The 4,847-nt window shown below is 71.2% G+C and carries 4 protein-coding genes; 1 reads left to right on the forward strand and 3 read right to left on the reverse strand.

The window, feature by feature from the left end; genetic code table 11:
• Window positions 1–185, forward strand: a 185-nt coding sequence (locus tag ACFP3V_RS11250; RefSeq protein ID WP_380582584.1) for a phosphoribosyltransferase family protein, incomplete at its 5' end; no start/stop codon positions are given.
• Here ACFP3V_RS11250 and ACFP3V_RS11255 read toward each other — a convergent pair.
• The 3 genes from ACFP3V_RS11255 to mtrA are packed head-to-tail and all read right to left on the reverse strand — an operon-like array spanning window position 173 to window position 4,722.
• Window positions 173–1,993 (reverse strand): LpqB family beta-propeller domain-containing protein, encoded by a 1,821-nt coding sequence (locus tag ACFP3V_RS11255; protein WP_380582575.1) that lies wholly within the window; start codon window positions 1,991–1,993, stop codon window positions 173–175. The genes ACFP3V_RS11250 and ACFP3V_RS11255 overlap by 13 nt on opposite strands.
• A complete protein-coding gene (gene mtrB / locus ACFP3V_RS11260) occupies window positions 1,965–4,043 on the reverse strand; it encodes an MtrAB system histidine kinase MtrB (protein WP_380582577.1) in 2,079 nt (692 codons plus the stop codon). The genes ACFP3V_RS11255 and mtrB overlap by 29 nt, the downstream gene beginning before the upstream one ends.
• Window position 4,044: 1 nt before the next feature.
• Entirely contained in the window at window positions 4,045–4,722 is a 678-nt protein-coding gene (gene mtrA / locus ACFP3V_RS11265; RefSeq protein ID WP_380582579.1) for an MtrAB system response regulator MtrA, read from the reverse strand.
• Between the last annotated feature and the right edge of the window lie 125 nt (window positions 4,723–4,847).

Genomic DNA, 4,847 nt, shown 5'->3' on the forward strand with positions numbered 1-4,847 from the left:
CCGGCCGCGTCGTCCTCGTCGACGACCTGGTGACGACGGGCGCCTCCCTGGCCGAGGCGGCACGCGGGCTCGGCGCCGCCGGGGCGGACGTGCTGGCCGCCGCGGTGGTCGCCGCGGCGCCCGACCGCCCGAAGGCTGCCCGCTCGCCCGCCGGCGGCGCCGGTCGGCCGGGTCAGCCCGGATAGGTCGGCTGCGAGCCCTCCGCGATGAACTCCCACTTGTTCGAGTTGGGGGCCAGCTTCCAGATCTTCTTGTCCTGGTCGCTGCCCAGGAGCGCCTGCGGCTGGATCCCCTGAACCGCACTCACCTGGCTCATCCGGCTGAGGAGTTGGGCGTTGCCGGAGTTCTGCTGAGCCTGCGAGCCGTCGGTTTCCAGCATGGCCAGACTGTCCGTCGGCGAGCCCTCGAACTGTCCCAGCATGATCAGGCTGTCGCCGTCGTACCACGACAGGGCCCCCACCGACGTCACCTTCGGCGCCAACGGATGCAGCCCGTCCACGGTCAGCAACGGGCTCTGCTCGGTTCCTTCACGCGAGATCCTGCCGAGCAGCAGCCGGTCCTGACCGCCCTGCTGCACCTCCAGCACGATCCGCACGCCGTCCGCGGCCACCCGCACGCGGGTCACCGTGCCCGAGAGGCCGACGAGCGAGACCACGGCCGGCTGGCCGTTCACCGCCGCCAGCAGCCGGTCCGGCACCGAGCGGTCCGCCACCCAGATCGTGCCGGCCGCGTCCCAGCTCGGCGTCGACAGCCCGGCGCCGGACCCGCGCTCGGCGTGGAACAGAGCCTGGCTCGGCGGTGCGCTGCCGGTCAGCGAACTGACGTACAGCGCGCGACCGTCGGACGACACCGCCGCCACCTGGCTCCCACCGTCCGGCGCGACGGCGAAGGACCCGATGCCCACACCCTGCGGCACCGGCTCCGCGCCCAGCTCGGTCTTGCTCCCGCTGTCCGGACTCACGCTCCACAGATGCCCGTTGGTGCCCACGTAGTAGCCCGTCGCGCTGCTCGCGGGCTGGCGCCCGGCGAAGGTCGAGGCGTCCATCGAGCACAACGCCGAGCCGTCGCCGTCCCGGTACAGGCGCACCGACGACACGGCCTGGCCGCTCTGCGACGACTCCTGGGTGTTCACCTGGCTCAGCGTCAGATACAGCTGCTCAGCCATGCTCTGGCAGGCAGCGCCGGACGTCAGGCCGCCCGGTTCGGGGGCGCGCAGGTACACCGACGCGGTGCCGTCCGCCGCGGTCTGCAGCCTGGCCAGACGCGTGTCCTTGGGGAAGGCGGAGGCGACCACCGGGTCGAGCCAGTCGCTGGGACCGCGGAGCAGCTGCGTCACCGCCGTGTCGAGCGGATCGATTCTGCTGCGCAGATACACCGGGTCCGTCACCAGGGGCGCCGACCTGGGCACCCCCGGCCCCTGACGGGCGGGGTAGTAGAGATCCACGGACTGGTATATCCGCTGGAAGTCCACCTGGTTGAGGATCAGCCCCGGTGGCAGTTCCTTGATCCGCCACTGGCCCTGTGCGTTCTTGGCGAAGGTGAAGGGCAGATCGACCTTCACCCCCCCGTCGTCGGCGCCGTCCGTGGCGTACACGTGGTTGGCGTCCAGGTGCGCGAGCTGCCGCCCCTCGACGACGACCGTCGCCTCCTTGCCGTTCGAGGTCTGCGGCGGCAGCACGCTCATCCCGTCGAGCACGGTCACCCGCTGCTCCGGGTCCCAGGTCGTGCCCTGGGCAAGGTACTTGCGCGCCGTCTCGTAGCCGTGCTCGTCACTGACCAGGTCGTCGAGGAAGCCCTTCATGAGCTCCTCCGGGGCCTCGCCGTCCTTCGGCGGCACCGCCACGACGACCACCTGCGAGTCCTGGCCCTGCCCGGCCGGATCGCTGGGGACGGGACCGGGCGAGCCGTCGCCCGGCATTGCCGCGCAGCCGGCCAGCAGCAGCGCGGCGCCCAGGACCGCCGCGCTACTCGCCGTCCGCCGTCGCATCCTCATCCCGCCCCTCCTTGGAGACCACCACATGCCCGCCGTCCGAGCCGAAGCCCGCGAACGGCCGGACATCCGCCGGGTTGCTGGCCGGCACGCCCCGGCCGGGGGTCCGCGGTATCACCGAGCCGTAGCCCAGCACGCCGCCGAGTCCCGCGCCCAGGCCGCCGCCTGACGACTCCTCAGTCGACCGCAGTGGCTCGGAAGAAGCAGGCCGCGGCCGCCGATACGGCATGCCCGTCGCCTCCAGGCCCCGGTTGCTGCGCGAGTCGGCGGGCTCCAGCGCGATCGGCGAGCGCGTGATCTCCTGTCCGAGCTTCTGAGGCACCGTCAGCCGGAACTGCGAGCCACCGCCCGGTTCACCCCAGGCCTGCAGCCAGCCGCCGTGCAACGCGGCGTCCTCCAGCGCGATCGACAGGCCCAGGCCGGTCCCGCCGGTGGTCCGCGCCCGAGCCGGGTCCGCCCGCCAGAAGCGGTTGAACACCCGCGCGGCCTCGCCGGGCTTGAGCCCGATGCCGTGGTCGCGCACCGCCACGGCCACCGCTCCTTCGCCTGAGGCCAGACGTACCTCGATGTCGCGGCCCTCGCCGTGCTCCAGAGCGTTGACGACCAGGTTGCGCAGGATCCGCTCGATCCGCCGCGGGTCCACCTCGGCGACCACCGGCTCCTCGGCGCCGATCACGTGCACCGCACTGCCCTTGCGCTTGGCCAGCGGCTCCGCTCCGTCCACGACCCGGGTCACGACGTCCCGCAGATCCGCGGGCTCCGCATCGAGGATGGCCGCGCCGGCGTCGAAGCGGCTGATCTCCAGCAGATCCGCCAGCAGCGACTCGAACCGGTCCAGCTGGTTCTGCAGCAGCTCCGCCGCGCGCTCGGTGGCCGGGTCGCCGAAGTCCTCACGCGACTCGTAGAGCAGGTCCGCCGCCATCCGCACCGTGGTGAGCGGCGTACGCAGCTCGTGGGAGACGTCCGAGACGAACCGCCGCTGCACCCGGGAGAGCTCCTCCAACTGCCGGATCTGCGCCTGCAGCGCCCCGGCCATGCGGTTGAAGCTCTCCCCGAGCCGGGCGATGTCGTCCGTGCCGGAGACCTTCATCCGCTCCTCCAGCCGCCCGGAGGCCAGCCACTCCGAGATCTCCGCGGCCATCCGCACGGGCGTCACGACCTGACGGACCACCAGCCAGGAGATACCGCCGAGCAGCACGACGACGAACACGCCGGCCGACGCCAGCGTGCCGCCGACCAGGTTGAGGGTGCTCTCCTCCTGCGTGAACGGGAAGAGGTAGTAGAGCTGGTAGGGCCCCAGATGCTTGTCCGTGTACTGAACACCCACGGCGATACCGGAGACGCTCTTGGCGTTCCGGAAGGCGATGGAGGTGTAGACGTACTGCGGCTTCTCCGGGTACTGCCCGACCAGCGTGCGCAGCGACGCCGGGATGCTCACATCCGGGTCCACGCTGCCGCTCACGCGCGCACCGCGCGCGCCCGGGCTGCTCGTCGCCTGGCTGACACTGTCGCTGGGGACCATGCCGACCACGTAGTACGCCCCCGCGCCGCTGTTCGCCAGCGCGGTGACCTCCTCGGTCAGCAGCTTGCCCATGTCGATCGGCGTGGACGGTCCGGCCACGCCCTGGCCGGCCACGGTCTGCCCCTTGTCGGAAGCCGACGTCGCCGCAGCGATGCTGGCCTTGGCCGTCGTCATGCCGTTCACGGCCTGAGTGAAGACGGACGCCTTCTTGGCGTTCAGCAGCCCGTTGCGCACCTGGTTCATCACCACGATGCCGAGCAGCGCCACCACGCCCACCGCGAGGACCAGGGTGGTCGCCACGATGCGCAGCTGGATGGACCGCCGGTACAGGCCGACCGCACGGCCGAACGGCCGTCGTAGCCGCTGCCACAGCATGGACGTGACCGACCACGGCTCCTCGGACCGCCACGTGCCCGTGTCCGGGCCACCGTTGTTCCGGGAACCGCCGTGGGCTCCCGCCTCGCCTGCACTGCCCGGGGCCGAAGGCCCGCCGTCCGGGTCGGGCTCGACGGCGGGCATTCGACCGCTCATCTCAGTTGGGTCCCGCCTTGTAGCCGACGCCACGGACCGTCACGACGATCTCGGGGCGCTCGGGGTCCTTCTCGATCTTCGACCGGAGCCGCTGCACGTGGACGTTGACCAGCCGCGTGTCGGCCGCGTGCCGGTAGCCCCACACCTGCTCCAGCAGCACTTCGCGGGTGAACACCTGCCAGGGCTTGCGCGCGAGCGCCACCAGGAGGTCGAACTCCAGCGGGGTCAGCGGGATGCTCCGCCCGTCGCGCTTGACCGAGTGGCCGGCGACATCGATCACCAGGTCGCCGATCGCGAGCTGCTCGGGGCTGGGCTCCTCGGCCCGACGAAGCCGGGCACGCACCCGGGCGACCAGCTCCTTGGGCTTGAACGGCTTCGTCATGTAGTCGTCCGCCCCGGACTCGAGACCCACGACGACGTCCACGGTGTCCGTCTTGGCCGTCAGCATGACGATGGGCACACCCGACTCCGCCCGGATCTGTCGGCAGACGTCGATGCCGTCCCGACCGGGAAGCATCAGATCGAGGAGTACGAGGTCGGGCTTGACCTCGCGGAAGACCGACAGAGCCTTGTCACCGTCCGCCACGAAGGATGGCTCGAAGCCCTCTCCACGGAGCACGATGCCGAGCATCTCGGCCAGAGCAGTGTCGTCATCGACGATCAAGACGCGTCCCTTCATACCGTCCATGGTCTCATCTTCCAAACGTGACCTGGGGCACAGTTGACGAGACTTCCGCCACTCGTTCGGCTGGATCTGGACCAAAGGGACGTCCAACGCAGGAAGGGCCCCGGCATCTGCCGGGG

Origin of the sequence: Streptacidiphilus monticola (assembly GCF_042658505.1) — a bacterium.
GTDB lineage: Bacteria > Actinomycetota > Actinomycetes > Streptomycetales > Streptomycetaceae > Streptacidiphilus > Streptacidiphilus monticola.

Coding starts and splice junctions, on each gene's coding strand:
- ACFP3V_RS11255 (WP_380582575.1), bottom strand. CDS start 1,993: ATGAGGATGCGACGGCGGACGGCGAGTAGCGCGGCGGTCCTGGGCGCC.
- mtrB (WP_380582577.1), bottom strand. CDS start 4,043: ATGAGCGGTCGAATGCCCGCCGTCGAGCCCGACCCGGACGGCGGGCCT.
- mtrA (WP_380582579.1), bottom strand. CDS start 4,722: ATGAAGGGACGCGTCTTGATCGTCGATGACGACACTGCTCTGGCCGAG.